Consider the following 24515-nt stretch of genomic DNA (forward strand, 5'->3'; position numbering starts at 1 on the left):
GGACCGCCTTGCCGCTAGGCACGCGCAGGTTCGGCATGGTTAGCTGGGGGCGACTGCTGCCACAGCTCCTGGACGTCCGCCTTGCACCTTCGACCACCGCCCCTGCTGCGCGGCTGCATGCTGCCCTGGGCAGAGGTTGCGGCCGTGCCGGCGTCGCGCCCGGCGCCATGTCGCTTCTGCTGAACCTCATCCTGGGGGTGGCCTTCACGGGGGCCGTTGGCGGCGTGTTCCACTACTGGCGCCTCCAGCTCGAGACGGTGCGGCGGGACGGCCTCCAGGCCCTGGCCGCGCGACGGGGCTGGGCGTTGACCGTCACCGGCGAACGGCTGGGCCGCGCCGGAACGTTGCGGCTGGTGCCACGGGGCGGCCATCCCTGGATCACCGAGGTTCGTCCAAAGGATGGCCGGCTGAAAGGTCCCGTCACCGAGTTCGACTCCGCCGAGCCGCGCTGGTCCGAAGGCGTCCTGATCCTCATCGCGGCCGAGCCCGACCTGCCCTCCCCCCTCGATGGGTCTCCGGAGGGCGATCCCGGCCTTGCCGCCCGCCAGCGCGAGCGTGCGCTGCGGGACCTCCTGGGCGAGGAGGTCGCGCGTCAGGCTGCCAAGCTCGAACGGCATGAAGGCGTCGCGGGCGTCACCGCGCTCGTGGACGGCAACCTGGCCCGGCGGATCGATCTTCACGACCTGAGCCGGGCGCTGAGCCAGTGGATCCCGGTCGCGAGCGGCGCCCGCGGCCAGCCGATCCTGATCCTGACGCCCGAGGGCATGCGCCTGAGGCTGCGCTATCCGATCCGCCGCCCCGACCAGATGGAGCGCTTCGTGGACCTGGCCCTCGATCTGGCGCGGCTGATCGGGCCCTGAGGGTCAGGCGGCGGGCGCCCTTCCCTCGGGGACGAGCTGGCCGACCGCATGGGACAGGGCCTCGGCCTCATCGGCCACGTCGATGAAGAGCTGGCGCACCTCGGCCGGGATGACCGGCACCTCGATCCGGACTTCCACAGGCACCTCGACCGGCACCTCGATCCGGGGAGGCCCGGCGGCGATCCGCGCCTCGAGCTGCGCCATCCGCTGCTCGGCCTCGCGAAGCTTGTCCTCGAGCCCCGCGGTCTTGTCGGCAAGCAGGAGCCCCGCCATCAGGAGCATCCGCGCCTCGGGCATCCGCCCGATCTGCTCGGACAGGGCGGAGGCCTCGGTGTCCAGCATCTGCGCCGCCGACAGCAGGAACGGCTCCTCGCCGGGCTGGCAGGCGACCTCGAAGCTGCGGCCGCCGATGACGATCTCGACCTGCGGCATCAGCGGGCCTCCTCGACGATGGGAATGAGTTCGGCGAGGACGGCGTCCAGCTCGCCACGTTCGGCGTCCCGGGCGGCCCGGAGGGCGGCAACCTCGGCCCGCAGGCGGGTCAGCTCCTCCTCGAGGGCGGCGCGGCCGGCCTCACGCTCGCGCAGGGCACGCACGCGTTCCTGAAGCTGGGCGTTGGCGACGCGCTCCTCGTCGATCTCGGCGCGAAGACGCTCGTTCTCGGAGGCGAGGGCGGCCTGCTCGGCCAGAGCTTCGGCCCCGGCCGCGATCCCCTCGAAGGCGGCCACGATGCGCCGGCGCGCCTCGAGAAGGTCACCCAGATCGCCCGATACGTCCATGCATCCCTCGTGTTATCTGCGGCGCCGGAAGCCCGCGCCGCCCAGGCTTTCCGCGAACCTAAGAGAAACAGGCGCAAGTCGCAATCGGCGACTCCCCTTTTCCGGGAATGACTTGGAGGGCGTGCTTGATCTTGTCCGTCACGTTGGTAAGTCAGGGTGGCACCCCGGAGGAGACATGATCATGGACATCGCGAGCCTGCGCAACGCCCACTTCGAGCATTGGCGGCTTGCCGCCGCGATCCGCACCCTGACGCTCGATGCCGTGGCGGCGGCCAACTCCGGCCACTCCGGCATGCCGATGGGCATGGCCGACGTGGCGACCGTGCTGTTCGACAAGCACCTGAAGTTCGATCCCAAGGCGCCGTTCTGGCCCGACCGCGACCGGTTCATCCTGTCGGCGGGGCATGGCTCGATGCTGCTCTATTCCCTGCTCTATCTGACCGGCTACCCGGACATGACGCTGGAGCAGATCCGGGACTTCCGCCGATGGGGCTCCCGCACGCCGGGCCATCCGGAGGTCCACCACACCGCCGGGGTCGAGACGACCACCGGGCCGCTGGGCCAGGGCCTGGCCAACTCCGTGGGCTTCGCCATCGCCGAGGAGGCGCTGCGGGCGCGCTTCGGTGCGAAGGTCATGGACCACCATACCTACGTGATCGCCGGGGACGGCTGCCTGATGGAGGGCGTGAGCCAGGAGGCGATCGCGCTCGCCGGCAAGCAGCAGCTGTCGCGGCTGATCGTGCTCTTCGACGACAACGGCATCACCATCGACGGCAAGGTGTCGATCGCCGACGCAACCGACCAGGGCGCGCGCTTCGCCGCCTCGGGCTGGCACGTCCAGGCCATCGACGGCCATGACCCCGCCGCCATCGACGCCGCCCTGACCGCCGCCAAGGCCGATCCCCGCCCGTCCATGATCGCCTGCCGGACGCATATCGCGCTGGGCTCCTCGGCTCAGGACACGTCCAAGGGACATGGCGCGCTGACGGACGCCAAGCTCATCGCCGACACCCGCGAGGTGTATGGCTGGGAGAACGGCCCCTTCGACATCCCCGCCGACATCAAGGCCCGGTGGGAGCAGATGGGCCAGCGTGGCGCCCAGGCCCGCGCCGAATGGGAGGAGCGGCTGGCCGCCCTGCCCTCGGCCCGTCAGGCCGAGTTCAAGCGCGTGGCCGAAGGGCTGCCGCCGCGCCGCCTGGCCGGGGCGATCCGCGACGTCAAGAAGGCCGCCGCCGCCGAGTCCAAGGCCGTGGCGACCCGCAAGTCCTCCGAGATCGTGCTCGAGGCCGTCAACGCCGTCATGCCCGAAACGCTGGGCGGGTCGGCGGACCTGACCGGCTCGAACAACACCAAGACCAAGGACCTGGGCATCTTCGAGCCGGGCAACCGCAAGGGCCGCTACATCCATTACGGCATCCGCGAGCATGGGATGGCCGCCGCGATGAACGGGATCGCCCTGCATGGGGGCCTGTTCCCCTATGGCGGCACCTTCCTGTGCTTTGCCGACTACGCCCGCCCGTCGGTGCGCCTGTCGGCGCTGATGGGCGCGCGGGTGGTCTACGTCTTCACCCACGATTCGATCGGCCTGGGCGAGGATGGCCCCACCCACCAGCCGGTGGAGCACCTTGCCATGCTGCGGGCCACGCCCAACCTGCGCGTCTTCCGGCCCGCCGACACGGTCGAGACCGCCGAAGCCTGGGAACTCGCCCTGACGGAGCCCGGCCCCTCGGTGCTGGCCCTGTCGCGGCAGAACCTCGCCCCTGTCCGGCGCGAGCACACCAACCGGAACCTGTCCGCCCAGGGCGCCTATGTGCTGGCCGACGCCACCGGCAAGCGGCAGGTCGTGCTGATGGCCACCGGGTCCGAGGTGGAGATCGCCATGGCGGCGCGCGAACAGCTCGAGGCGCAGGGCATCGGCACGCGCGTCGTGTCCATGCCCTCGATGGAGCTCTTCGCCGCCCAGGACGAGAAGGTGCGCCGCCGCGTGCTGCCGCCCGGCACCGTCCGGGTCGCCATCGAGGCCGGCGTGCGCCAGCCCTGGGACCGCTGGCTCCTGGGGAACGGCGGACGCGAAGCCAAGTCGGCCTTCGTCGGGATGGACAGCTTCGGCGCCTCGGCCCCGGCCGAAGTGCTCTACGAGCAGTTCGGGATCACCGCGGCGAACGTGGCCCGGGTCGCCCAGTCGCTGCTGTGACCCCACGGCCCGCGCGGGACGGAAGGCGGTGATCCTGCGTCCGCCCGCGCGGCCCGGCCCGGGCCTCGGGCGGACCGGCCCGAGGGCCACCGGGGACGCGGCTCTCGGTTGACCTTCCCCCTGAAATCGCCATGTTGCCGCCCGACGGCGCGTCGGGCGCCAGGCACAGGAGGATGGGTTATGGCGGTCAGGGTGGGGATCAACGGCTTCGGCCGCATCGGGCGCAACGTGCTGCGCGCCATCATCGAGTCGGGCCGCACCGACATCGAAGTCGTCGCCCTCAACGACCTCGGCCCGGTCGAGACCAACGCGCACCTGCTTCGCTACGACTCGGTCCACGGGCGTTTTCCGGGGACGGTCACGACCACGGCGGACACCATCGACGCGGGCCGCGGCCCCATCCGCGTGACGGCCGAGCGCGACCCCGCCAAGCTGCCCTGGCAGGACATCGACATCGCGCTGGAATGCACCGGGATCTTCACCGATGGGGCCAAGGCGGCGCTGCACCTCCAGAACGGCTCCAAGCGCGTTCTCGTGTCGGCGCCCGTCTCGGGCGAGGAATGGGCGACCGACAAGGCGGTCAAGACCATCGTCTACGGCGTCAACCACGAGTCGCTGAGCGCCGAGGACCATGTCGTCTCGAACGCGTCCTGCACGACCAACTGCCTTGCACCCGTGGCCTATGTGCTGAACGAGGCCATCGGCATCCATCACGGCTTCATGACGACGATCCACAGCTACACGGGCGACCAGCCCACGCTGGATACGATGCACAAGGATCTTTACCGCGCCCGCGCCGCCGCGCTGTCGATGATCCCGACCTCGACCGGGGCCGCCAAGGCCGTCGGCAAGGTGCTGCCCGACCTGAACGGCAAGCTGGACGGCGTTTCGATCCGCGTCCCCACGCCAAACGTCTCGGTCGTGGACTTCAAGTTCGTCGCCAAGCGCGCCACCTCGAAGGACGAGATCAACGAGGCGATCCGCAGCGCCGCCGAAGGCCCGCTGCGGGGCATCCTGGGCTTCACCGAAGAGAAACTGGTGTCGTCCGACTTCAACCATGATCCGCACTCGTCGGTGTTCCACATGGACCAGACCAAGGTGATGGACGGGACCCTGGTCCGCATTCTGTCCTGGTACGACAACGAGTGGGGCTTCTCGAACCGCATGGGCGACACCGCCGTTGCGATGGGCAAGCTCATCTGACCATCGCGGACGCGCGCGTCAGGCCAGGGCCGTCCTCCGGGGCGGCCCTTTGTCATTGGGGGACCGGTCGTGCCTGCGCCGAGGCGGTCGCCATCGCGACCGTCCAAGGAGGGAAAAGGGTCGGGATGATGCGATGGCGACATCGGTTCGGCCCTTCGGTCGGCCCGAGTTGTCAAGAAGGAGACGGTCCAGGAGGACGGCCGGCGGCCCGGATCAGACTGATGTGTCGAATTTGCGACATCTGCGCTCAAAAGATATGCGATTCATGCATGGCGGGATGCGCCAAACGTCAGTGGCGCTGCGCTGCGGCATGACCCATATGGGGGTCACCGGAACGCGATCCTGCGCCCGGCATACCCGAGGAAGAAAATGTCCCTTCTTACGCATCTCCGCTCCGCGATGGAGAAGCGCGCCGCTTATCGTCGTACGCTCCATGAACTTCGCGGAATCCCGGCCCATCTGGCCGACGACCTGAACATCTATCCCGGCGACGCCGAGCGTCTTGCGCGCCAAGCCGTCTACGGCTGAGCGATCCGACCGGTTCATTCGTTCAAGGCCGCCCCCGGGGCGGCCTTTTCATTTCCGGCCCAACCGTTCGGCCAGCGCCGCATGGACAGCCGGGGGCACGAACTTGGACACGTCGCCACCCAGGCGGGCGATCTCCTTGACCAGCTTGGACGCGATCGCCTGATGGCGGGCCTCGGCCATGAGGAACACCGTCTCGACCGAGTCGTCGAGCGTCCGGTTCATGCCGACCATCTGGAACTCGTATTCGAAATCGGCCACCGCCCGCAGGCCCCGCACGATGACCGAGGCCCCGACATCGCGGGCGCAGTCGATCAGCAGGTTCTCGAAGGGATGCACGACGATCTCGGTCCCGCAGGCCGCCGCGATCGCGCTGATCTCCTGCTCGAGCAGGCCGACCCGTTCCTCGAGCGAGAAAAGCGGGCCCTTGTCGCGGTTGATCGCGACCCCGATCACGAGCCGGTCCACAAGACTGCAAGCCCGGCGGATGATGTCCGTATGGCCGAGCGTCACCGGGTCGAAGGTGCCCGGGTAAAGTCCAATGCGCATTCAGATGCCCTTGATCATCCCTTCGAGAGCATCCTTTTCCATGGAAAGCTCGGACAGGCGAGCCTTCACGACGTCGCCGATGGAAATCAGGCCCACCATGTCGCCGTCCTCGACCACCGGAAGGTGCCGGAACCGCCCTTCGGTCATGCGGGCCAGGACGGTGTCGGCCATGTCGGACCGCGTGCAGGTGACGAGGTCGCGGGTCATCATCGACTCCACGCTGTCGTTCAGGCACCCGGGACCGCGGCGGCCGATCTCGCGCACGATGTCCCGCTCGGACAGGATGCCGAGCGCCTGGCGTCCGTCCCGGCTGACCACGAGGGAGCCGATGCGGCGTTCCGACAGGATCCGGGCGGCGTCGCCGACTGTGGCGTCGGGCTGCACCGTGAGGACGCCGTCATCGGCCTTGGACTTGAGGATCTGACTAACAAGCATGGCGACCTCCCTCGCGCTGCCTGGGTCAAGGCTCGTCTCCCGACCCCACCTCTGTCAAGTTAACGTGAGCTTCGAGCCGCGCCACCTCTTCCCGCAACTCTCGGATGATTGCCGCCGCAAGGCGTGACATCCGTTCGCTCCGGCGGTCCGCGTCGTGGCGGACGAGATAGAAGGCGCGGGTCAGGCTGACCTCGGATGTCAGGATGCGCGTCAGTTCGGGCGCAAAGGGCAACGCGAAGTCGTGGACCACCCCGACCCCCCCCTGCCGGAGCAGCATGAGTTGCACGGGCACCGAGTTGGACGCGAGCTGAACGGTCCCAAGGCCCAACTCGCCCAGATAGTCCAAGGCCCGGTCGAAGATCATGTCCTGGATATAGCCCACGACGGGCCGCCCCTTCAGATCCGAGAGCGTCGCCACGGCGGGGGCATCGCGCCGCTGGGCCAGATGCAGCCGGTAATCGGCGATCTTCTGGACGGTCAGCCGGCCCGCGTCGGGCGGGCTGACCGTGATGGCGATGTCGGCTTCGCGACGGCTCAGGTTCACCACGCGGGGCAAAGCGAGGATCTGGATCTCCAGCCCCGGGTTTCGGGCCTGGATGCGGGCCACGACCTGCGGGAGCAGGAAATTGGCGCAACCGTCCGGCGCGCCGATCCGCACCTGCCCCGTCAGGCCCTGGGACGCGCCCTGCCCTTCCTCGAGCGCGAGCCTCATGGCTTCCTCGGCTTCCTCGGCCCGCGATTGGAGCCGGGCGCCCAGGTCGGTCAGCGCATAGCCCTGCGGGCTCTTGAGGAAGAGCGCGGCCCCCAGCGCCTCCTCGAGCCGGGCGATGCGGCGGCCCACGGTGGCCGGGTCCATGCGAAGGCTGGGCGCCGCCCCGGACAGGCTGCGCGCACGGGCCACGCCCAAGAAGACCCGCATGTCGTCCCAGTCCAGCATCTTGCATTCCTGCATGACGGTTTTGGGATGATGGCTCTGTTACCTCGAAAAACGCAAGGCTAGAGACACCCCAACATCCCCCGGGAGGATACCATGCAGGAACTGACCCACTACATCAACGGCGAGCACGTGAAGGGCACCTCGGGCCGCTTCACCGACGTCTTCAACCCGGCCACCGGCGAGGTGCAGGCGCGCCTTCCGCTCGCCTCGGTCGAGGAGATGGACCACGCCGTCCAGGTTGCCGCCGCCGCGCAGCCCAAATGGGCCGCCGTGAACCCGCAGCGTCGGGCGCGCGTGATGATGAAGATGGTCGCGCTCCTCAACCGCGACATGGACAAGCTGGCCGAGGCGTTGTCGCGCGAGCATGGCAAGACGTTGCCCGACGCCGCAGGCGATATCCAGCGCGGGCTCGAGGTCGTCGAGTTCTGCATCGGCGCGCCGCACCTCCTGAAGGGCGAGTTCACCGACGGCGCCGGCCCGGGCATCGACATGTATTCCATGCGTCAGGCGCTGGGCGTCTGCGCCGGGATCACCCCGTTCAACTTCCCCGCCATGATCCCGATGTGGATGTTCGCCCCGGCCATCGCCTGCGGCAACGCCTTCATCCTCAAGCCCTCCGAGCGCGCGCCGTCCGTGCCGCTGATGCTGGCCGAGCTGATGGAAGAGGCCGGTCTGCCCAAGGGCATCCTGCAGGTGGTCAACGGCGACAAGGAAGCGGTGGACGCCATCCTTGACCATCCGGTGATCCAGGCCGTGGGCTTCGTGGGCTCCACGCCGATCGCGCAGTACATCTACGGGCGCGGGGCCTCGAACGGGAAACGCGTGCAGGCCTTCGGCGGCGCGAAGAACCACATGATCGTCATGCCGGACGCCGACTTGGATCAGGCGGCCGACGCGCTGGTCGGCGCGGGTTACGGTGCGGCGGGCGAACGCTGCATGGCCATCTCGGTCGCCGTGCCGGTGGGCGAGGAAACCGCCGACCGCCTGATCGAGAAGCTCGTGCCCCGCATCGAGAAGCTGAAGGTCGGCCCCTACACCGCCGGCAAGGACGTCGACTACGGCCCCGTCGTGACCGCCGCCGCCAAGGCCAACATCCTGAACCTCGTCGAATCCGGCGTGCAGCAGGGCGCGGAACTGGTCGTGGACGGTCGGAACTTCAACCTGCAGGGCTACGAGAACGGCTTCTTCGTCGGCCCGCACCTCTTCGACCGCGTGACCCCGGACATGGACATCTACCGCAAGGAGATCTTCGGGCCGGTCCTGTCCACGGTGCGCGCCAAGACCTATGAGGAAGCCCTGGGGCTGGCGATGAGCCACGAATACGGCAACGGGACCGCGATCTTCACCCGCGACGGCGACACGGCGCGCGACTTTGCGGCCCGGGTGAACGTGGGCATGATCGGGATCAACGTGCCGATCCCGGTGCCGCTGGCCTACCACACCTTCGGCGGCTGGAAGAAGTCGGCCTTCGGCGACCTGAACCAGCACGGGCCGGATTCGATCCGCTTCTACACGCGGACCAAGACGGTCACCTCGCGCTGGCCCTCGGGCATCAAGGAAGGCGCGGCGCTGAACTTCCGCCAGATGGAGTAAGCGTCCGGCGCTCTGGCCGCCCTCCGGGGACGGCCAGAGCCCGAACCCGAGGTCAGAAATGAAACGAGCGGCCCGGGGGCCGCTCGTTGTCGTTTGGGGGTCGTGTCGCTCAGGCGTTGCGGCGACGGCGCACGGCGCCCAGGCCCACCAGAGCGGTCCCGAGCAGGACGGCGCCGGCCGGAAGCGGAATGGGAGCCGGGCCTTCCGCGATCTCGATGTTGTCGAAGCGGATGTTGCCCTTGTCCGTGACGTTGTCGAACGTCAGGAACGAGATGCCCTGGAAGAGCGCGTTGCTGGCGAAGTCGAAGACGCCATCCGTGTCGATCTGGAAGGAGCCGAAGTCGGTCGTCAGTTCCAGCACCGCCGGCGAGTTCCCCACGATGGTCACGGCCAGCGAGGTCAGGTCGAAGACGCTGCCCATGACGCTGGTCAGGGTCGAGGTCTCATTCGGGTTCAGGGCGCCGCAGGGCGCATCGCCGGGGCAGTTGCCGCTGACGATCCGCACATCGTCGAACTGGAAACCATCCTCGGTATAGGAGCCGCCGCCTTGGTTGCCGGCCCCGGTAAAGTCGACGGTGGCGGCTGTCGCAGCCGTCGCCATCAGAGCGAGGCTCGTTCCCGCCGCTAGCACAAGCGTTTTCATGTCCCAGTCCTCTGCACGCTTCGTTAACCAATTTGGCTACACTAAGGCGGTAGTGGGACCACTCCAATCAACAATAGACATGGTTTGGCCACAATCGGCGTCCCTGCGCCCATGGTTTAGGCCAGTTTTGCCGTATTCCTGCCATAAACCTGGGACGGATACGGCGTTTCTGATGCCGTAAGCTGGTCCAGAGCCACCGGAGCGGGCCTGGCTGCGCGCCCTGACGCGCGGCTCATCCCATCGGTCGGTCGGCGCCAGCTTCGGTGCGGCAGCTGCCCGTGTTTCTGGTCAGACTGATGATGTCCCGATCTTCAAAAGTGAAAGGGGGCCATGGCTGGACCATGACCCCCTCGCTCCGGGCATCGAGCGTTCGGTTACTCGGCTGCGACCTTCCGCTCGTCGAGCAGCGGCTTGAGATAGCGCCCCGTATGGCTGTCCGCATTCACGGCGACCTCCTCGGGCGTGCCGGTGGCCACGATCCGGCCACCGCCGTCGCCCCCTTCGGGACCGATGTCGATGACCCAGTCCGCCGTCTTCACCACGTCCAGGTTATGTTCGATGACGACGACGGTGTTCCCTTGGTCCACCAACTCGTGCAGCACCTCAAGAAGCTTGCGGACATCCTCGAAGTGCAGCCCGGTCGTCGGCTCGTCCAGGATGTAGAGCGTGCGGCCCGTGGATCGCCGCGACAGCTCCTTGGACAGCTTGACGCGCTGCGCCTCGCCGCCGGACAGGGTCGTCGCCTGCTGGCCGACCTTGACGTAGCCCAGGCCGACGCGGACAAGCGCGTCCATCTTTTCACGGATGGACGGCACGGCACGGAAGAACTCCTGCGCGTCCTCGACCGTCATGTCGAGCACGTCCGCGATGCTCTTGCCCTTGTGCAGGACCTCCAGGGTCTCGCGGTTGTAGCGCTTGCCCTTGCAGGTCTCGCACGTGACATAGACGTCGGGCAGGAAGTGCATCTCGATCTTGATGACGCCGTCGCCCTGGCAGGCCTCGCAGCGCCCGCCTTTCACGTTGAAGGAGAAGCGCCCGGACTTGTAGCCGCGCGCCAGGCTTTCCGGCAGGCCGGCGAACCAGTCGCGGATGGGCGTGAAGGCCCCCACATAGGTCGCCGGGTTCGACCGGGGCGTCCGCCCGATGGGCCGTTGGTCGATGTCGATGACCTTGTCGAGATGCTCGAACCCCGTGATCGTCTCGCAGGGGGCGGGCGTCTCGCGCGCACCGTTCAGCTTCATGGCCGCGTTCTTGTACAGGGTCTCGATGGTGAGCGTCGACTTGCCGCCGCCCGACACCCCGGTCACGCAGACGAACTTGCCCAGCGGAAACTCGGCCGTGACGTTCTTGAGGTTGTTGCCGGTGGCGTTGACCACCGTGAGGGTCTTGCCATTGCCCGGCCGCCGCTGGCCGGACCGGACAGGGATTGCCCGGCGGCCCGACAGATACTCGCCCGTCACGGAGTTCGGATTGGCAGCGATCTCCTCGGGCGTGCCATGGGCCACCACCTGCCCCCCATGCACCCCGGCGCCCGGCCCGATGTCGAAGACGTAATCCGCCGTGCGGATCGCGTCCTCGTCATGCTCGACGACGACGACGGTGTTTCCCTGGTCCCGCAAGGAGCGGAGCGTGGCGAGCAGGCGGTCGTTGTCGCGCTGGTGAAGGCCGATCGACGGCTCATCGAGCACATAGAGCACCCCCGTCAGGCCCGAGCCGATCTGCGAGGCCAGGCGGATGCGCTGGCTTTCACCGCCCGACAGCGTGCCGGCGTTGCGCGACAGGGTCAGGTATTCGAGCCCCACGTTGTTCAGGAAACCCAGGCGTTCCCGGATCTCCTTGAGGATGGCGCGGGCGATCTCGTTCTTCTGGTTCGACAGGCTGCCGGGGACGGTCTGCACCCAGTCATAGGCCTGCTTGATCGACATGCGGACCACCTCGCCCACATGCTGGCCGCCGATCTTGACGGCCAGCGCCTCGGGCTTGAGACGGAAGCCGCCGCAGGCGTGGCAGGGACGTTCGTTCTGGTACTGCTCGAACTCCTCGCGGACCCAGGCGGAATCGGTTTCCTTGTAGCGCCGCTCCATGTTGGGGATGACGCCCTCGAAGGGGCGGCGCACCTGGTAGACGCGCCCCCCTTCGTCGTAGCGGAACACGATCTCCTCGGCCCCGGAGCCGCGCAGGAGCACCTCCTTGGCGCGCTCGGGCAGGTCCTTCCAACGGGAGCTCTTGTCGAACTCGTAATGCTTGGACAGCGCCTCGATGGTCTGGGTCGAATAGGGCGACTTGGACTTGGCCCAGGGCGCGATCGCCCCCTGGTTCAGCTTGCGGGTGATGTCGGGAACCACGAGCCGTTCGTCGAAGAACAGCTCCGCCCCGAGGCCGTCGCAGACCGGACAGGCGCCATAGGGCGCGTTGAAGGAAAAGAGGCGCGGCTCGATCTCGGGGATGGTGAAGCCCGAGACCGGGCAGGCGAACTTCTCGGAGAAGGTGATGCGCTCGGGCTCGCCCTCCTCCTCGCGCGGGGCGGTCTCGAGGACGGCGATGCCGTCGGCCAGGTCGAGCGCGGTGCGGAACGAATCCGCGAGGCGGGTTTCGAGCCCGGCCCGGACCACGATGCGGTCGACCACCACGTCGATATCGTGGCGGAGCTTCTTGTCGAGCGCGGGCACCTCGTCGATCTCGTAGAAGGCGCCGTCTACCTTGACGCGCTGGAAGCCCTGCTTGCGGAGGTCGAGAAACTCCTTCCGGTATTCCCCCTTCCGGTCGCGCACGAACGGCGCCAGGAGGAAGCCGCGCGTCCCCTCGGGCATGGCCATCACGCGGTCGACCATGTCTTGGACCTGCTGCGCCTCGATCGGCAGGCCGGTGGCCGGGCTGTAGGGCGTGCCGGCGCGGGCAAACAGCAGACGCATGTAGTCGTAGATCTCGGTCACCGTGCCGACGGTCGAACGAGGGTTCTTCGAGGTGGTCTTCTGTTCGATCGAGATCGCGGGCGAGAGGCCGGAGATGTGGTCCACATCCGGCTTCTCCATCATGTCGAGGAACTGGCGGGCGTAGGCCGACAGCGACTCCACGTAGCGGCGCTGCCCCTCGGCATAGATGGTGTCGAAGGCGAGGGAGGACTTCCCCGACCCCGAGAGCCCGGTGATGACGACAAGCTCGTCCCGGGGAATGTTCACGTCGATGTTCTTGAGGTTGTGCTCGCGGGCGCCCCGCACCTCGATGAACTTCTGCTCCGCCATGCGCAGGCCTCCGGATGGACGAGGTTACATAGCGGAAACGATTGGCCGGGCCAAGCGGAATGAGAGAACGTTAGCGGAACACAGGAACAGTATGCCGCAAAAGCGAACAGGCGGGTCCGGCCTTGCCGCACCCGCCTGCTTCGGAGCTTTGTGGTCGGACAGAAGGGCCGGCAGGTGGCCGGCCCTTCCGAGATCGATCAGGCCTTAGGCGGCCTTGGACTTGCGACGGCGCACCGCGGCCAGGCCACCGAGGCCGGACAGCAGGAGCAGGCCAGCGGCGGGGACGGGCACCACAGCGGCTTCGACGGCGAAGTCGATGTCGGCGATGCCACCCGTGCGGAGGCCGGTGTCGATCACGTCACCCCAGTTCAGGACGAGCTCGATCGTCTCGTTGGCGGCGACGGTGATCGACTCTTCGAAGCCGGTCGTCTCGTCCTGGCCGATGGCCACCGGGCCGAGCGACCCGAAGGACACGTTCACGCCACCCGCGAAGGCAGCCGACAGCTGCTGGACGGTGCCGCCCAGGAGGGCCAGCACGTAGTTCCGGTCCGAGCTGTTGTAGAACGTGAAGGTGGCGGACCCCGCCTCCTGCCCGATCTCGAATTGACCGTCGAAGAAGTAGTCGTCGGCAAGGAGATCGTAGCTGCCGCCCGGCGAGACCATGGTCGTCGCCGAAGCGGAAAGCGGAGCTGCCAGCATAGCCGCCGTCAGCGCCGCTGCCTTCCAAGTCTTGAGCATGAAGCCCTCCCAAATTCCCAAGCAAGAAGTCTCGCCCAACAGTGTGCGAGCGCAGCATGAAAGTAACACAATTGGGAGCGCAGCCAACCAAAAAAGCCACAATTCAGCCCGGTTTGGAACACATAAGTTAACCATATGACGGGCTTAGAGAAATTGATCCTCCCACCGGAGGCTCTTCACGCAGGACGGGAGCAGCACTCCCGGATGTTTCTCCTCAGAGTAGATTGGATAAAGAAACTGCCGCTAACCGACATCTCGGTTGCGGCAGTTCGGCTCTCAATCAGGGGTGGAATGGGGCGAGATTAGGGCAGCAATGCCAGAATCGTGGCGCCCCTGGACCTGGCCCCGGTCCTAGAAATGCAGGGCGCGGCCGTAGGCATCCAGAACGGACTCGTGCATCATCTCGGACAGCGTCGGATGCGGGAAAACCGTCTCCATCAGTTCGGCCTCCGTGGTCTCGAGAGAGCGGCCGACGATATATCCTTGGATCAGCTCCGTCACCTCCGCCCCGACCATGTGGGCGCCCAGAAGCTCGCCGGTCTTGGCATCGAAGACGGTCTTGATGAATCCCTCGGGTTCGCCCAGGGCGATGGCCTTGCCGTTGCCGATGAAGGGGAAACGCCCGACCTTGACCTCGAAGCCCAGCTCCTTGGCGCGGGCCTCGGTGTAGCCGACGCTGGCGACCTGCGGATAGCAATAGGTGCAGCCCGCGATGGCGCCCGGCTTGATCGGATGGACATGCTGCCCGGCGATCATCTCCGCCACCATCACCCCCTCGTGCGAGGCCTTGTGCGCCAGCCACGGAGCCCCCGCCACGTCGCCGATGGCATAAAGCCCCTCGACGCCGGTGCGGCAGAACTCGTCGGTGACGACGTGGGTCCGCTCCACCTTCGCGCCGACCTCCTCGAGCCCGAGATCCTCCACGTTGCCGACGATGCCGACCGCCGAGATGACGGTGTCGAAGACCTTGTCCTCGGCCTTGCCGCCCGCCTCGATTCGGGCCGTGACCTGGCCCTGCCCCTTGGTGAGCGTGACCTTGGCGCCCTCGACGATGGTCATGCCCTGCTTCTGGAACTGCTTCCTGGCGAAGGCCGACACCTCGGCGTCCTCGATGGGCAGGATGCGGTCGGCCACCTCGACGACGGTGACCTGGGCACCCATGGTGTTGAAGAAGCTCGCGAACTCGATCCCGATGGCGCCCGAGCCGATCACCAGGAGGTTCCTGGGCATCCGCGGCGGCTGGAGCGCATGCTTGTAGTTCCAGATCAGATCACCATCGGGCTCCATGCCCGGCAGGGACCGTGCGCGCGCGCCGGTGGCCAGGATGATGGCCGGGGCCGAGAGATCGTCGGTGCCCTTGGCGGTGGTGACCGTCACCCGGCCCTTCCCGGCCAGCCGGGCGGTCCCCATCACCACCTCGATCTTGTTCTTCTTCATCAGGTGGCCGATGCCGGAGGACAGCTGCTTGGCCACGCCGCGCGACCGCTTCACCACGGCGTCGAAGTCGAAGTCCGGCTTCTCGACCTTGAGCCCGAACTCCTTGGCGCGGTGCATGAGGTGGAACACCTCGGCCGACCTCAGCAGGGCCTTGGTCGGGATGCAGCCCCAGTTGAGGCAGATCCCGCCCAGGTGCTCCCGCTCGACGATCACGACCTTCTTGCCCAGCTGCGCGGCCCGGATGGCGGCCACGTAGCCGCCGGGGCCTGCCCCGATCACGATCACGTCGAAGGTCCGGGTCGCCATAACGATCATCTCCCTTGGCCGAAGTCAGGGGATGTTAGTGCATGGACCTGCGAGCCGCCAGAGCGGCGCCTCAGTCGGCGCCGGCCTTCAACTCTTCGACCAGCGCGGGATAGCCCCCTCGATCGAGGAAAGCCTGCTCGTCCGGGGTGGTCGTCCGACGCAGGCTGGCATTCCGGGTCGGAAAGCGGCCGAACCGTCGGATCTGCTCGCGGTGGGCGCGGGCATGGAGCAGGTAGTCGGCCCCAAGCTCGGGCATCCGCGCCTTGACCAGCCGGACGCAGCGGTCCTGGTCCACCAGGTTCTCGGAATGCTCCAGCGGCAGATAAAGGAAGATTCGCTCCCGCTCGGCGAGCTTGAGATCCCAGTCGCGCGAGATCACGGTCTTGGCCGCGGCGCGCGCGTGCGCGTCCGAGGCGAAGGACAGCGCGTCGCCGCGGAACATGTTGCGCGGAAACTGGTCGAGCAGGATGACATAGGCCAGCGCCTCGGGCGGCGTCGTGAGCCAAAGACCCAGCCGGCCTTCCATGGCCCGTTCCCACAGCGGCAGGAACCGGTCCCGGATCATGCCGTCGAGCTCGTCCCCGCCGTTGAACCAGCGTGCCTCGCCGATCTCCTGGAACCAGAACTCGAGGACGTCCTTGGCGCTGGGCAGGATCATGCGACATTCCTTTCGCTTCCGGCGGCGACGGGCGTGGCGGCGGCGGGGATCGGGGCAAAGGTCGTCTTGCCGTCCACGATGGGCTTGTCGGGCGCGGCGCGCATCCGCCACGCGGCGTAGAAGCCCAGCGCCAGCATGACGGCCGCGATGATGGCCCAGAAACCTTCGGCCCCCATCCAGTCCATCGACCAGCCCACCACGAGAGGCCCGGCAATCGCGCCGAGTCCGTTGATGAACAGAAGTCCGCCAGAGGCAGCCGCCATGTCCTCGCGTTCCAGGTAGTCGTTGGCGTAGGCGATCAGAAGCGCATAGAGGGGGTTGGAGGTTCCCCCCACCACGGCCGAGGTCAGGAGGACGAGCCAGAGCGGCCCCGGCCAGAGCAGCGCCACCAGGGCCATGCCGCCCCCCAGCATCGATAGCCCCAGGATCAGCAGCCGCCGGTCCATCCGGTCCGACAGCCAGCCGATCGGGTACTGCGACGCGAGTGCGGCGAGATAGGTCACCGACACCATCCAGGTGATCTGCCCTTCCGCGAGGCCCGCCCGGGTGCCGTAGACGGCCGACATCCCGAACTGCGCCGCGAAGACCGATCCCAGCAGGAACATCCCCGCGCAGGCGAGCGGCGAGGCCGAGACCAGGCGGCTCATCTTCAGCCGCTTGGTGGCCGCGAACTCGGGCGTGGTCTGCGTGGCCGACAGCAGCGCGGGCGCAAAGCTGAGCGACACGAGGATCGACGGGATGATGAAGACCGCAAAGCCCCCGACGTCGTTGCGAGCGATCAGCCACTGGGCCGTGACGATCCCGGCCATCTGGACGACCATGTAGAGCGACAGCGCCTTGCCGCGGTTCTCGTTGCTGGCGGCGCTGTTCAGCCATGATTCGGCGGTGATGTAGACACCGCAGTAGCAGAAGCCGATGGCCACGCGGGCCAGCGCCCAGACCCAGGGTTCGGGCAGGATCGGGTAAAGGATCAGGATGGCCGAGATGGCCGAGCCAAGCGCCGAGAAGACCCGCACATGGCCCACCCGGCGGATCAGGACCGGCGCCAACCGCGACGCGAACAGGAAGCCCACGAAGTAGGCCGACATCACCACCGAGATCTCGAGAGTCGTGAACCTCTCGAGTTCGCCCCGCAGGCCCAGCAGCGTGCCCTGGAGCCCGTTGCCGATCATGAGGAGATAGATGCCGAGAAGCAGCGCCCAGGCGCTCCCCAGTACTTGCAGCATGGTGGCCGTCCTGCACTTGCCTCGCGCCGGGAGATAATCGATTTCCCGCGCGGCGCTGGCCTGCGGGCGACAGAAGCCGGCCGTCAGCGTCCTTTCGGCAACAGCAGCGAGGCGTCGCCGTAGGAGAAGAAGCGGTATCCTTCCCCGATCGCATGGGCGTAGATCGCCCGGATGCGGTCAAGCCCCATGACGGCAGACACGAGCATCATCAGCGTGGACCTGGGCAGGTGGAAGTTGGTCATCAGCCCGTCCGCGACCTGGAGCCGGAACCCGGGCGTGATGAAGATGTCCGTCTCCCCCCGCCAGGGCCCGATCCCGCCCCCGCGCGCGGCGGATTCGATGAGCCGCAGCGCGGTCGTGCCGACCGGGATGATCCGTCCGCCCTCGGCGCGGGTGGCCGCGATCTCGCGCGCCGCGGTCTCGGACACCTCGCCCCATTCGGCGTGCATCCGGTGCTCCGAGATGTCGTCCACCTTGACCGGCAGGAACGTGCCCGCCCCCACGTGCAGCGTCACATGGGTGAAGGCGATCCCCTTGGTCCGGAGCGCCGCGAGGAGCGGCTCGTCGAAGTGCAGGGACGCGGTCGGGGCGGCCACGGCGCCCGGCCGCGCCGCCCAGACCGTCTGGTAATCCTCGTGGTCCTGATCGTCAGCGGGGCGGAGCGCCTCGATGTAGGGCGGCAGGGGCATGCGCCCCGCGCGTGCCAGCGCCTCGGCAAAGGCCTGCGGCGAGAGGGCGAACCGCAGGAGCCCCTGCCCCTCCTCCGCGCCTTCGAAGGACGCCGAAAGCCCTCCGCCGAAATCGATGACCTCGCCCTCCTTCACCTTCCGCAGGGGCTTGAGAAGAGCCGTCCAGAGCCCCTCGCCCCGGTCGGTGAGCAGCGTGGCCTCGATCCGGGCCACGGCGTCGCCCCGCCGTCGGACGCCCTCGAGACGGGCCGGGATGACCCGGGTGTCGTTGAGCACCAGCCGGTCGCCGGGCCGGAGGACCTCGGGCAGGTCCGACACGCGCAGGTCGTCCAGGCGGTCGGGCCCGGCCACCAGCAGGCGGGCCGAGGACCGGGGCCGCGCCGGTCGCGTGGCGATCAGCCCCTCGGGCAGGTCGAAGTCGAAATCGGACAGCTTCATGCCGTCTTCGCTATCCTTGGGCCGCGCGCGAGGCAACGCCGCGCTACGGCGTGGAGGGGGCGGCATGGCGCCGGAACAGCTCCCGAAGGTTGCCCGGCGCAAAGAGGGACAGGGGATTGACGCCGACGCTGGGATCGTCCGGATCGCCGCTCAGGGTGAAGTTGACGCCCAGGAGCCCCTCGCCCGGGCGCGTCAGGATCGAGCCCACGCCGTTCAGGATATAGAGCGGCGACAGCACGCCCTTGAAGTCCATGCGGTAGTTCGCCGTGTCGAAGACGCCGTCCATCGACAGCCCCAGCCCCGCGCCCATCGCGCTCGACCGCTGCACGGTGATCTTCGTGGGATCGATGCGGAACTCGGCGCTCACCTCGTCGAACAGGATGCCCTGCCCCCCAAGCTGCTGCAGCAGCCCGATCACGGAGGCGGCGTTCAGCAGGGAGGCCAGGACCGGCGCGTCCCGCACCTTGAGCCCGTTGATCCAGAGCTCGCCCGTGTAGCTGGCCGCATCCACCGGCAGGAGCAGCATGTCCAGCGCGCCGCCCTCGGCCCGGGTGAAGATGTTGGCGGCCGTCATGACCGCGCCGGCGTCGGCCCCCTGGATGCGCGCGCCCACGCGCCCCCCCTGCGGGGCCACGCGCCCGGTCACCGTCGGCCCGTCGTTCACCTGGCCGGAGAACACGCCCTCCAGCCCCGAGACGGTGCTGAACTCGCCGGCAAAGTTGGTGAGCGCGATGCCTTCGGTGACCTGCACCCGGTCGAGGTTGGCGCTGATGGGGCCGCCCTCGCCGCTACCGCCGCTCCCGAAGGTGGCCTTGGACAGGTCGAGCGTCCCTCCCGTCACTTCGATCCCGGGCGTATCGTGCCCCGGCCGGGCTGTCAGGGTCACCGGCATGTCGAGCCAGTCGCCCACCTCGAGCTGCGTGAGCCTCAGCCGGTCGAAGGCGCCGGCCTGGGTCAGACGGACGCTGCCTTCGGCGGTCAGGCCCGGCGCCGACAGGCTCAGGCGGTCGACGCGGACGGGTGTGCCCAGGCGGCCTTCCACCACCAAAGCGCCGGACCGCCCCGCGCCCTTGGACCAGCCGAGCTGCGGCAGGGACAGCGCGAGCCCCTGCAGGTCCGAGCGGAGGGCGAAGGCCACAGGCTCGCCGGGTGCGAGGTCGAGGGTCAGGTCGCCGCGGCCCTGTCCGGCCACGCTTCCGTCCGGAAGGAGGATGCCGAACTCCTGCAGCGTGGCGGGCGAGATCTCGACCTCGGCCCGCACCGAGGACCGGCCCTTGGCCTCGGGGCCGAACGCCTGGTGCCAGCCGCCGACCACCTGGGCCGAGCCGACCCGCATGTCCCCGCCGATGTCGATTCCGGCAGGGGTCACGGTCGCGTCGAGCGCCTCGGCCGTCAGGGTCCGGCCGGGAACCAGCACGTCGCTGGTGACATCGCTCAGGCGGGCGGCGATGTCGTAGCGCAATTCGTCCTGCGTCATCGGTCCGAGGTAGAGATCGATGGTGCCCGTGGCCGCTGCCCGGCCCTGTGCGAGCCCGACCGGGAGCTGGGCCGAGCTCAGGAATCGCCAGGGCGGCTGGTCGAGGAGCGACAGGACGGCCGTGATCGGCCCGCGCGCATCGAGATGAACGGTGGCCGGGGATCGGACGGCGTCGCCCGGATGGATGACGAAGCCGGTCCCGGCCATGTTCACCACCCCACCCTCGGGCGCGGTCACGAGCCCCCGGTCCAGGCCCACGGAGAACGTCCCGCCCTCCCAGGTCAGGCGCCCGGCCCCGACAGTGATCGGCGGCTCGTTGGCGAGAGGGCGCACGGTGGCGTCGCTGAAGTCGCTGGTCAGGGCGACGACCGGCGCCGCGCCCGGCACGATCCGCAGGGCGGCTGACAGGTCGCGCAGGACGCCCGCAGTCAGGTTCTGGTTGAGCCAAGACCGCAGGCCGGGGCGCAGGCGCTCGGGCCAAAGCTCCATGATCCGGTCGCGCGTGACCTCGGCCAGGTGGCCGTCCAGCGCGACCCGCCACCCCTCGGGCGAGGCGGCGACCTGCCCGCTCACGTCGATGCGGCTGTCGTCATCGCCGGGAAGGCCCAGGCTGGCTTCGGCCACGTCGATGGTGAAGGGATCGAGCCGCAGCCGGAACTGGGCGGTGGCCTCGGGCAGCTCCACCGGCTCGGCATAGAGCCCGGGGGGCGAGGCGACGATCCGGCGCAGCGTGAACTGTCCCAGCAGGGCGCGCGGCAGGCCGGCCTGGATCTCGCGCAGGTAGGCGCGCCCCTCGCCCTCGACACCGCCCCAGTCGCTCCGGACCTCGACCGTGTCGAAGCGGACCGCTTGGGTCGCGGGGTCGTAGGACAGGTAGGCGCGGGCGAGGTCGAACGGCACGCCCTTGGCGCGGGGATTTGGCCGCAGCTCCCCTCCGGCGATCTTGAGCGCCACGCTCGTCGGCCCCAGGGCGCCGGTGTCGTCGAGCTCGACCCGGAGCGCCATGGAAATCGGCGCGTCCACCACCCGCAGCCATGTCAGGGCCGGGCTTTGGCTCGCGACGTCAGAGGCGGCCACGTCCGTCAGCGTCAGGGCGATTCGCGCCGAGGGGCTCAGGCGCGGGCTCTGATAGTCGATCCGGGCGCGCGTGACATAGGACCGCCCCGACAGCACCGACACCTCGCCCAGGAGGCGCGTCATCCCGCCATTGAGGTCGAGCGACAGGTTCCCCCCGTCCAGCGTCCAGCTCCGCCCTGCGCGCGCATCCTCGTAGTTCACCACGAGCCCCGTGACTCGCACCGTTCGCAGCGCCGCCAGCGCCGGACGCTCGAAGAACTGCTCGAACTGGTCGGGCAGCGAGGCGAGCCCCCGGGCCCGCCCGACGTTGCGGCTTTCCCCGCCCGATCCAAAGGCGAGCTCCACGCTCCCGTCCGCGGCCCGGGCCAGCGACAGCTCGGCCCCGGACAGCGCGATCTCCTGGACCAGGAGGCTGCGCGCGAACAGGAGGCCCCGCGGCGAGACCTGGATCGTCACCTCGGGCACGCGGGCCAGTTGCCGCCCGTCCCGGTCCGCCAGCGTCACGTCCAGCAGGCGCACCTGCGGGTGGAGGTCGGTCGGCATCCGCAGGGTGATGGCCCCGAACCGGAGCGTCCCTCCGCCCATGGCCTGCTCGGCCGTGGCTTCGACCCGTTCGCGGAGCCAGGCCGGCGCGGTGATCTCCCGCCCGATCAGCATCAGAGGCGTGGTCAGCAGGAGGACGAGGCACAGCACCAGGCTGCCCAGCAGGAATCGGATCACGCGCCGCGTCACGCGGGGCCGCCCTGGACCTGGCGACGGCGACGGGACGGGCGCCGCGACAGGAGCCTCGGCCTCCGTCACGTCCTGGGTCTCGGGGCTGGGGGCCGTCCATGCACGCATCGCTGTCATCATCGCGCCACGCCGCCGCGAACGGAAGCGGCCGCATCGCTCAAACTCTTCCGCAACGCTCACGGCTGCGCGAAGAAAAGCTCATGACCCTCGAATCCGGCCAGGCCGCCCCCGATTTCACCCTGCCCCGCGACGGCGGCGGCACCGTCGCCCTCGCGGACCTGCGCGGGCGCGCGGTCGTCCTCTTCTTCTATCCGGCCGACGACACGCCCGGCTGCACGACCGAGGCGCAGGACTTCACCGCCCTGGTGCCCCGGCTCGAGGCGGCGGGCGCCACGGTCCTCGGCATCTCCGGCGGCGATGTCGCCGCAAAGGACAAGTTCGTGAAGAAGGCGGGCCTGGGGCTGCCTCTTCTCGCCGACGAGACCAAGGAGGTGATCCGGGCCTATGGCGCCTGGGGCGAGAAATCGATGTATGGCAAGACTTATGAGGGCATCATCCGCACCACCGTCCTGATCGGCCGCGATGGCAAGGTCGCCCAGGTCTGGACCGTGGCCCGCGTGAAAGGCCACGCCGAGCAGGTCGTCCAAGCCGTCGAACGCCTGAACGCCGAGGCCTGAGTCGGCGACTCGGCGGCGACACCCGAAATAGTTGTCAACCTGGACATCCGATTCGCCACAGTTCTGCCGCAATTCGGCAGGAATCGGTTCCTGAGCTATTTACAGTCGGCAGATTTCTGCCGTTTGGGCTCTGCTCGGCCCCTGTGGCCTCGTGCGCCCTACTATAGGGCGTTGCGGCCATGAGGGGTCGCCGCTAGCCCTTGCCCCGGGACAGCGGACCAGAACCGGTCCGGCAAAACGGGGCGAAACCATTGACCTCATTGTTGATGCAGCGCGTGCACGCGATCCTTGAGCGCAGGTTCCCGGAGCGGCGGCTCTTCCTGAAGTCCGAGGATCACACCCGCTTCATCCGTCTCGGGCCCGGCACCCAGCTTCTGGCCTGGACCGGCAGCGGCGCCCTGGTGGCCTGGACGATCGTCGCCACGGCGATCCTGCTGATGGACTCGATCGGCTCCGGCAACTACCGGGACCAGGCCCAGCGCGACAAGATGATCTACGAGGACCGGCTCAACGCGCTCTCGGCCGAGCGGGACCTGAGGGCGCAGGAGGCCGTCGCCGCCCAGGAGCGATTCGCCGCCGCCCTGCGTCAGGTGTCCTCGATGCAGACCGAACTCCTGACCTCTGAGGAGGCGCGGCGCGAGCTCGAGACCGGGCTCGATGTCGTCCGGACCACCCTGCAGCGCACGATGACCCAGCGCGAGCAGGCCCGCGAGCAGCTTGCCACGCTCCAGAGCGAACAGTCCGCCCCAGGCGCGAACCCGGAAGAGATGGAACGCACCATCGACTTCGTGACCCAGGCCCTCGCCGACACGGCGGCCGAACGGGACGGCATCCAGTCCGACGCGCAGGACGCCATCAAGCTCGCCGGCGATCTCGACCTGGAGCTGCGACTCACCAAGGAACGCAACGACGAGATCTTCGAGCAGCTCGAGGATGCGCTCCAGATCTCGGTCGAGCCGCTCAACAACCTGTTCCGGACCGCCGGCCTCGATCCCGACCACCTGATCGACGAGGTGCGCCGCGGCTATTCCGGTCAGGGTGGCCCGCTGGTGCCGATCCAGATGTCCACGATGGGCAAGGCGTCCGACGACGACGGCACCCTGCGCGCCAACGGCATTCTGGACGAGCTCGACCGCCTGAACCTGTATCGCATCGCCGTCCAGCGCGTGCCGTTCGTCCTCCCGCTGAGGGACACCTTCCGCTACACCTCGGGCTTCGCCATGCGCTGGGGCCGGATGCATGAAGGCATCGACATGGCCGGGCCCATCGGCACGCCGGTCTACTCGACCGCCGACGGCGTCGTGATCTTCGCCGGCTGGGCGTCGGGCTACGGACGGCTGATCAAGATCCAGCATGAATTCGGCATCGAGACGCGCTACGGCCACCTGAACCAGATCCGGGTCGAGGTGGGGCAAAGGGTCTCGCGCGGGGACAGGATCGGTGATATGGGCAACTCCGGACGCTCCACCGGGCCCCATCTCCACTACGAGATCCGGGTTGGGGGCGAGCCCATCAACCCCATGATCTACATCGGAGCAGGTAACGATGTTCTCTAAGTCCAAGATCAACGAGCCGGGTCCCGGCGCCGCCGCGCAGCCGCAGCCTGCGCCCGCGCCAGGCACGGCCGTCGGTCAGGCCGCGGACTATCGGCCCCAGGCTCCGAAGGCCAAGCCTCCCGCTTCGATCCTGTCGTCGGACCTGCACATCAAGGGCAACATCCGGACGACGGGCGACATCCAGATCGAAGGCCAGGTCGAAGGCGACATCCGCGCCCATCTCCTGACGGTCGGCGAAGGCGCGACCGTCAAGGGTGAGCTGGTGGCCGACGACGTGGTGATCAACGGCCGCATCATCGGTCGGGTGCGCGGGCTCAAGGTCCGCCTCACCTCCACGGCGCGCGTCGAAGGCGACATCATTCACAAGACCATCGCCATCGAATCGGGCGCCCATTTCGAAGGATCGGTGCAGCGTCAGGACGACCCGCTGAACGCGGCGACGAAGGTGCTCCCCAAGCCCTCGATGTCGTCCGACGCGCAATAAGCGCGACGCCTCCCGCAGGGACGAAGGGCGCCACGGATCAGCCGTCGGCGCCCTTTCCGC

The 24515-nt window shown here is 68.5% G+C and carries 21 protein-coding genes; 8 read left to right on the forward strand and 13 right to left on the reverse strand.

The features are described 5' to 3' along the window. The first annotated feature begins 167 nt into the window (after nt 1-167). Entirely contained in the window at nt 168-860 is a 693-nt protein-coding gene (locus J3P31_RS07030) for a hypothetical protein (RefSeq protein WP_210527720.1), read from the forward strand. A gap of 3 nt (nt 861-863) precedes the next feature. On the opposite strand, the gene J3P31_RS07035 is transcribed toward J3P31_RS07030, so the two are convergent. Further along, nucleotides 864-1292 carry a cell division protein ZapA gene (locus J3P31_RS07035; protein ID WP_210527721.1) on the reverse strand — a complete coding sequence of 143 codons (429 nt, stop codon included), beginning with the start codon at nt 1290-1292 and terminating at the stop codon, nt 864-866. Further along, nucleotides 1292-1639 (reverse strand): hypothetical protein, encoded by a 348-nt coding sequence (locus J3P31_RS07040; protein ID WP_210527722.1) that lies wholly within the window; start codon nt 1637-1639, stop codon nt 1292-1294. Before J3P31_RS07040 ends, J3P31_RS07035 begins: the two co-directional genes overlap by 1 nt. Before the next feature lie 181 nt (nt 1640-1820). Here J3P31_RS07040 and tkt point away from each other — a divergent pair, with 181 nt between their 5' ends. The 3 genes from tkt to J3P31_RS07055 all read left to right on the forward strand — a co-directional run bounded on the left by tkt (nt 1821) and on the right by J3P31_RS07055 (nt 5564). Beyond that, a complete protein-coding gene (tkt, locus tag J3P31_RS07045) occupies nt 1821-3833 on the forward strand; it encodes a transketolase (protein ID WP_210527723.1) in 2013 nt (670 codons plus the stop codon). Between the two features lie 180 nt (nt 3834-4013). Further along, on the forward strand, nt 4014-5036 hold the full coding sequence (gene gap, locus J3P31_RS07050; RefSeq protein WP_210527724.1) for a type I glyceraldehyde-3-phosphate dehydrogenase: 1023 nt from the start codon (nt 4014-4016) through the stop codon (nt 5034-5036). Nucleotides 5037-5405: 369 nt separating this feature from the next. Beyond that, nucleotides 5406-5564: a hypothetical protein gene (locus J3P31_RS07055; protein ID WP_210527725.1), complete on the forward strand. Its 159-nt coding sequence runs from the start codon at nt 5406-5408 to the stop codon at nt 5562-5564. A 48-nt stretch (nt 5565-5612) separates the two neighbouring features. Here the strand turns inward: J3P31_RS07055 and coaD are convergent, their stop codons facing one another. Genes coaD through J3P31_RS07070 form a run of 3 tightly spaced genes read right to left on the reverse strand, consistent with a single transcriptional unit; the run spans nt 5613 to nt 7482 of the window. Further along, nucleotides 5613-6110: a pantetheine-phosphate adenylyltransferase gene (coaD, locus tag J3P31_RS07060; RefSeq protein ID WP_210527726.1), complete on the reverse strand. Its 498-nt coding sequence runs from the start codon at nt 6108-6110 to the stop codon at nt 5613-5615. Then, the gene (locus J3P31_RS07065; RefSeq protein WP_210527727.1) at nt 6111-6545 is read right to left on the reverse strand and encodes a CBS domain-containing protein; all 435 of its coding nucleotides are present in this window, start codon (nt 6543-6545) and stop codon (nt 6111-6113) included. A gap of 25 nt (nt 6546-6570) precedes the next feature. Next, nucleotides 6571-7482 carry a LysR family transcriptional regulator gene (locus J3P31_RS07070; protein ID WP_210527728.1) on the reverse strand — a complete coding sequence of 304 codons (912 nt, stop codon included), beginning with the start codon at nt 7480-7482 and terminating at the stop codon, nt 6571-6573. A 93-nt stretch (nt 7483-7575) separates the two neighbouring features. Here J3P31_RS07070 and J3P31_RS07075 point away from each other — a divergent pair, with 93 nt between their 5' ends. After that, nucleotides 7576-9075, forward strand: coding sequence for a CoA-acylating methylmalonate-semialdehyde dehydrogenase (locus J3P31_RS07075; RefSeq protein WP_210527729.1), 1500 nt, complete (start codon nt 7576-7578; stop codon nt 9073-9075). Nucleotides 9076-9184: 109 nt separating this feature from the next. Here the strand turns inward: J3P31_RS07075 and J3P31_RS07080 are convergent, their stop codons facing one another. From J3P31_RS07080 to J3P31_RS07115, 8 genes are all read right to left on the reverse strand, one after another. Then, nucleotides 9185-9718 carry a VPLPA-CTERM sorting domain-containing protein gene (locus J3P31_RS07080; protein ID WP_210527730.1) on the reverse strand — a complete coding sequence of 178 codons (534 nt, stop codon included), beginning with the start codon at nt 9716-9718 and terminating at the stop codon, nt 9185-9187. A gap of 374 nt (nt 9719-10092) precedes the next feature. Continuing rightward, entirely contained in the window at nt 10093-12960 is a 2868-nt protein-coding gene (gene uvrA, locus J3P31_RS07085) for an excinuclease ABC subunit UvrA (RefSeq protein WP_210527731.1), read from the reverse strand. Between the two features lie 204 nt (nt 12961-13164). Further along, on the reverse strand, nt 13165-13698 hold the full coding sequence (locus J3P31_RS07090) for a VPLPA-CTERM sorting domain-containing protein (protein WP_210527732.1): 534 nt from the start codon (nt 13696-13698) through the stop codon (nt 13165-13167). Nucleotides 13699-14049: 351 nt separating this feature from the next. Beyond that, nucleotides 14050-15441 (reverse strand): dihydrolipoyl dehydrogenase, encoded by a 1392-nt coding sequence (gene lpdA / locus J3P31_RS07095; RefSeq protein ID WP_210527733.1) that lies wholly within the window; start codon nt 15439-15441, stop codon nt 14050-14052. 70 nt (nt 15442-15511) lie between these two features. After that, complete coding sequence (locus J3P31_RS07100; protein ID WP_210527734.1) at nt 15512-16099, reverse strand: DUF924 family protein; 588 nt, start codon at nt 16097-16099, stop codon at nt 15512-15514. Continuing rightward, on the reverse strand, nt 16096-17325 hold the full coding sequence (locus tag J3P31_RS07105; RefSeq protein WP_210527735.1) for an MFS transporter: 1230 nt from the start codon (nt 17323-17325) through the stop codon (nt 16096-16098). Before J3P31_RS07105 ends, J3P31_RS07100 begins: the two co-directional genes overlap by 4 nt. A gap of 83 nt (nt 17326-17408) precedes the next feature. Then, on the reverse strand, nt 17409-18452 hold the full coding sequence (gene queA, locus J3P31_RS07110; protein WP_210527736.1) for a tRNA preQ1(34) S-adenosylmethionine ribosyltransferase-isomerase QueA: 1044 nt from the start codon (nt 18450-18452) through the stop codon (nt 17409-17411). 43 nt (nt 18453-18495) lie between these two features. Next, entirely contained in the window at nt 18496-21846 is a 3351-nt protein-coding gene (locus J3P31_RS07115; protein ID WP_210527737.1) for a DUF3971 domain-containing protein, read from the reverse strand. 92 nt (nt 21847-21938) lie between these two features. Between J3P31_RS07115 and J3P31_RS07120 the strand changes: the two genes are divergently transcribed. From J3P31_RS07120 to J3P31_RS07130, 3 genes are all read left to right on the forward strand, one after another. Next, on the forward strand, nt 21939-22415 hold the full coding sequence (locus J3P31_RS07120) for a peroxiredoxin (protein WP_210527738.1): 477 nt from the start codon (nt 21939-21941) through the stop codon (nt 22413-22415). A 266-nt stretch (nt 22416-22681) separates the two neighbouring features. Beyond that, nucleotides 22682-23971, forward strand: a complete 1290-nt coding sequence (locus J3P31_RS07125) for a M23 family metallopeptidase (protein ID WP_210528072.1) — start codon at nt 22682-22684, stop codon at nt 23969-23971. Then, nucleotides 23961-24455 (forward strand): bactofilin family protein, encoded by a 495-nt coding sequence (locus tag J3P31_RS07130; protein WP_210527739.1) that lies wholly within the window; start codon nt 23961-23963, stop codon nt 24453-24455. Before J3P31_RS07125 ends, J3P31_RS07130 begins: the two co-directional genes overlap by 11 nt. Nucleotides 24456-24515: the final 60 nt, after the last annotated feature.

The organism is Rubellimicrobium arenae, assembly GCF_017916275.1.
Classification (GTDB): domain Bacteria; phylum Pseudomonadota; class Alphaproteobacteria; order Rhodobacterales; family Rhodobacteraceae; genus Rubellimicrobium; species Rubellimicrobium arenae.

What these genes read in the sequence shown, in the direction of transcription:
- J3P31_RS07035 (WP_210527721.1), bottom strand. Translation starts at nt 1,292, where the DNA reads ATGCCGCAGGTCGAGATCGTCATCGGCGGCCGCAGCTTCGAGGTCGCC.
- J3P31_RS07065 (WP_210527727.1), bottom strand. Translation starts at nt 6,545, where the DNA reads ATGCTTGTTAGTCAGATCCTCAAGTCCAAGGCCGATGACGGCGTCCTC.
- uvrA (WP_210527731.1), bottom strand. Translation starts at nt 12,960, where the DNA reads ATGGCGGAGCAGAAGTTCATCGAGGTGCGGGGCGCCCGCGAGCACAAC.
- lpdA (WP_210527733.1), bottom strand. Translation starts at nt 15,441, where the DNA reads ATGGCGACCCGGACCTTCGACGTGATCGTGATCGGGGCAGGCCCCGGC.
- J3P31_RS07075 (WP_210527729.1), top strand. Translation starts at nt 7,576, where the DNA reads ATGCAGGAACTGACCCACTACATCAACGGCGAGCACGTGAAGGGCACC.
- J3P31_RS07125 (WP_210528072.1), top strand. Translation starts at nt 22,682, where the DNA reads ATGCAGCGCGTGCACGCGATCCTTGAGCGCAGGTTCCCGGAGCGGCGG.
- coaD (WP_210527726.1), bottom strand. Translation starts at nt 6,110, where the DNA reads ATGCGCATTGGACTTTACCCGGGCACCTTCGACCCGGTGACGCTCGGC.
- J3P31_RS07080 (WP_210527730.1), bottom strand. Translation starts at nt 9,718, where the DNA reads ATGAAAACGCTTGTGCTAGCGGCGGGAACGAGCCTCGCTCTGATGGCG.
- J3P31_RS07030 (WP_210527720.1), top strand. Translation starts at nt 168, where the DNA reads ATGTCGCTTCTGCTGAACCTCATCCTGGGGGTGGCCTTCACGGGGGCC.
- J3P31_RS07070 (WP_210527728.1), bottom strand. Translation starts at nt 7,482, where the DNA reads ATGCTGGACTGGGACGACATGCGGGTCTTCTTGGGCGTGGCCCGTGCG.
- J3P31_RS07105 (WP_210527735.1), bottom strand. Translation starts at nt 17,325, where the DNA reads ATGCTGCAAGTACTGGGGAGCGCCTGGGCGCTGCTTCTCGGCATCTAT.
- J3P31_RS07040 (WP_210527722.1), bottom strand. Translation starts at nt 1,639, where the DNA reads ATGGACGTATCGGGCGATCTGGGTGACCTTCTCGAGGCGCGCCGGCGC.
- J3P31_RS07120 (WP_210527738.1), top strand. Translation starts at nt 21,939, where the DNA reads ATGACCCTCGAATCCGGCCAGGCCGCCCCCGATTTCACCCTGCCCCGC.
- J3P31_RS07115 (WP_210527737.1), bottom strand. Translation starts at nt 21,846, where the DNA reads ATGCGTGCATGGACGGCCCCCAGCCCCGAGACCCAGGACGTGACGGAG.
- queA (WP_210527736.1), bottom strand. Translation starts at nt 18,452, where the DNA reads ATGAAGCTGTCCGATTTCGACTTCGACCTGCCCGAGGGGCTGATCGCC.
- J3P31_RS07100 (WP_210527734.1), bottom strand. Translation starts at nt 16,099, where the DNA reads ATGATCCTGCCCAGCGCCAAGGACGTCCTCGAGTTCTGGTTCCAGGAG.
- J3P31_RS07090 (WP_210527732.1), bottom strand. Translation starts at nt 13,698, where the DNA reads ATGCTCAAGACTTGGAAGGCAGCGGCGCTGACGGCGGCTATGCTGGCA.
- tkt (WP_210527723.1), top strand. Translation starts at nt 1,821, where the DNA reads ATGGACATCGCGAGCCTGCGCAACGCCCACTTCGAGCATTGGCGGCTT.
- J3P31_RS07055 (WP_210527725.1), top strand. Translation starts at nt 5,406, where the DNA reads ATGTCCCTTCTTACGCATCTCCGCTCCGCGATGGAGAAGCGCGCCGCT.
- J3P31_RS07130 (WP_210527739.1), top strand. Translation starts at nt 23,961, where the DNA reads ATGTTCTCTAAGTCCAAGATCAACGAGCCGGGTCCCGGCGCCGCCGCG.
- gap (WP_210527724.1), top strand. Translation starts at nt 4,014, where the DNA reads ATGGCGGTCAGGGTGGGGATCAACGGCTTCGGCCGCATCGGGCGCAAC.